This is a genomic window from Mycobacterium sp., from assembly GCF_049585075.1.
Classification (GTDB): domain Bacteria; phylum Actinomycetota; class Actinomycetes; order Mycobacteriales; family Mycobacteriaceae; genus Mycobacterium.
In genome coordinates this window covers 1-2,936 of the sequence record NZ_JBAUZA010000012.1, presented here as the reverse complement: position 1 = coordinate 2,936, position 2,936 = coordinate 1, and the positions used below count along the sequence as shown (strand labels likewise).

At 65.0% G+C, this 2,936-nt stretch carries 3 protein-coding genes; 1 reads left to right on the top strand and 2 read right to left on the bottom strand.

Annotation, left to right across the window (positions count from 1 at the left end):
* Both WB785_RS00645 and WB785_RS00640 read right to left on the bottom strand, forming a co-directional pair.
* Window positions 1-580: hypothetical protein (locus tag WB785_RS00645; RefSeq protein ID WP_424076775.1), on the bottom strand; the 580-nt coding region annotated here is incomplete at its 3' end.
* Window positions 581-608: 28 nt separating this feature from the next.
* A complete protein-coding gene (locus WB785_RS00640) occupies window positions 609-1,838 on the bottom strand; it encodes a PucR family transcriptional regulator (protein WP_424076774.1) in 1,230 nt (409 codons plus the stop codon).
* A gap of 143 nt (window positions 1,839-1,981) precedes the next feature.
* On the opposite strand from WB785_RS00640, the gene WB785_RS00635 reads away from it, so the two are divergent.
* Window positions 1,982-2,936, top strand: a 955-nt coding sequence (locus tag WB785_RS00635) for a phosphoglycerate mutase family protein (protein ID WP_424076773.1), incomplete at its 3' end; no start/stop codon positions are given.

Sequence of the window (2,936 nt, the reverse complement as noted above, 5' to 3'; positions counted from 1 at the left end):
AGAGGAAGATGCTGGTCATGCCCAGCCGTGGATCGCCAAGAAACCGGCCGGCGGGAGCCAGCCAGCCGAGCGCCAGCCGCGGCGCGGCGACCATCGTGTGGGTGTAGAGCACCCGCATCAGCACCAGGTTGAGGAAGAACCGTTCGATCCGGCCTTCGCACGCGGCGAGCTGTTCGTTTTCTAGGTAGCCGCCGACCACGCTCATGTTGTGTGCCCGATACCAGCGTGCGGCGCTGGGATGTCGAATGAATTCCAGCCAGGCGGCGACGGTCGGCGAGCTCGGCGGCCCGGGAAAACCGAACGCCAGTGCACGGGCTTCGACCCCGTCGTAGAGCAAGCGCTCGTTGATCGCCCGCCACCATGGGCTGCCCGGCCTCGGTGAGTCGATCGGGTTGAGCAGTCCGCGCCGCAACTGCCATCGCATGAAGGCCGACGCCGCCTGTCGGTAGGGAAGATAGCCGCGGTCGACGTCCGGCGGCACCTGGTATTGGCCGCGCATCAGTGCGAGCCGGCCAGCCGGGTCGTCCCGGACGGCGCCGATGCTCGCGACGGCGACCTCGCTAGCCGATTGCCGGATCACCAGTCGATTGTTCCAGTGCCGCCGTTGCCTACCTGGCGGCACCGCGCCAGCGCAGCGCTTCCAATGCCACCGCGACGTGCACGCTGGTGTCTTTTAGTGGTTGCGGCAGCAGCTCGTCGGCGCGAGCGAGCCTGCGCAGCAAAGTGTTTCGATGTGTGAATAGCCGTGCGGCCGTCTGCGAGGCGTTGCACTGCGCACGGACGAAGGTGAGGACGGTCCGATGGAGTTCAGCGTCTGCGGACTCGAAATCGCCGAGTGTGTGTTTGATGAATCGGTCCGCGCGTTCTGGATCCGCGGTGATCAGCGCGATCAGCTCGACATCGGTGAAGCTGACGACTCGCTGGGTGGAGCCGAGTCGCACCACCATGCGCTGGGTGTTGATCGCGTCGAAATGGCTGCGCCGGAAGCCCTCGATTCCCGCAGCGGTGGGCCCGACCGCGATCCGTACGCCCGGCAGTTGACTCACCGCGCTCGCGACGCCGGCCAGTTCCGGGCCCTCGGCACCGGGCAACCACATCCACCGGGTGGCAGCACCGGCCAGCACCGACAACGGCCGGCGGCCGTCGGCGTTGCGTGCCATAACCTCGGCGGCACGGTCCAGGTCGGAGAGGTTGGCGTTCGATTCGTCGCTCCAGATCACGGCTGCGGTGTGGCGCTGTCCGAGGCGGTAACCGAGCCGGTTCTCGGCGTGCTGTCGGGTGATCGGCGCGCCGTCGAGGATTAGCGCGACGATCTCCCGATGTTCGGCGTGAGATCCGCGGGTGAGCTCGTCGCGTTCGATCTGTAGCTGGTGGTAGATCCCGGCGAGCGTCGCATCGATGAATGACGTGATCGAGCGAGCCGATACATCGAGTAACTCACGCAGTTCGTCGAGATCGGATGTCAGCGCGAACGCGACCTGCATCCAGGCCCGCCATGCCACGTTTTGCCCGATGCGATATGCATCGACGGCCGTCGACTCCTCCAGGCCGCGGCGAACCAGGTAGCGAGCGATGGTGAGCGATTCCGGCCCGAGATTCGGCGGTACCGGCTCACCCGGGTGGCTGATGTTGGCGGCCGCCCAGTGCAGCCGATTTGATCGATTGCTTCGGCGGACCGCCTCGGCGAGCACCGGATCGCTCGCAATGGTCTGCATGTACTCCGGGGTCAGCGTGGCCTTATTCAGCTCGATGAGCGGGTCCTCGGGTCCGTCGAGGACCATCTTGGCGCCCTGTTGCATCAGCTCGCATACCCGCTTCGACGGCCGTTCCCAGTCCACCTGTGCAGCGTATTCGCCGGAGTGCACTATGCACCGCGATTAGACGGTATCGGTGCGAGATGCCCATTGCTCTGCGAAGCCGGACTGCCGAGGATTAATACTGATGTAAGTATTTTCTCAGGTTGCGTTTAGGTAGGTCCAGCATGCAGCTCCGGCATCGTCCGCACGTCATCGCAGGTCTCGCGCTCATCGCCGCCAGTGTCGTTGCGGTCGGCCCGGTAGCCGCGCCTGCACCCGTGGTCCACGTGCCCGACATCCAGCTCACCTCCGGCGACGCAACAGACATCGTCATCGACGTCGTGCGGCACGCACAGATGATTTCGCCGTTCGAAGACGAGCTCACCGGCTCCCCGGCGTATCCCGGGGCTCCGCTGAGCGATCTCGGTCAGCAGCAGGCACAGGACCTCGCGACCAAACTGTTCGACCAATTGGGCCCGCACGTCGCCGGCATCTTCGAGGGGCAGGGCCTGCGGGAGATGGAAACCGCGGCGCCGTTCGCCACGCTCGAGAACATGACGAATGGCGTGCAGATATTGCCCGGGCTCGACGAAATCGACAGCGGCATTTACGCATTCGATCCGATCGACAGCCCCGGCGGCCAGCTGGCCTTCCTGACCGCAGGCGCATGGTCGCTGGGAGCGCCGTTCGGATTGGCGTTGGTGCCGGCGCCGGAGTCCTCGGACGTCAACGGGATCGTGTTCGACGCGAGGTTCACCGACGCGATCAACTCGATGTACGACGCCGCTCTGGCGAACCCGGTTGTCAGCGCCGACGGCAACATCACCGACGTGGCCTTCAACAGCGAAGCTTCGATCTTCGTCTGGGCCTTGGACAATGTGGAAAACCCTGATCTCCCCTTCTTCATCCAGCGCATCATCGAATCGCACACCGTCCCCAACGGCCTCTCGACGGTTTTGCTGCCCAACACCGGCGTCGTTCAGATCGAGGGCAATCCCACCGACGGCTGGACATTGGTCAGCTGGGACGGGCAAGCCATTCCGCAGGATACGGATTTGCTGTCGTCGTTGTTCGTCGACTTCCGCGACGTGGCCCTGCCTGAGCAGACGGCGCTCTGGAACATCTGGGAGGCCATCGTCG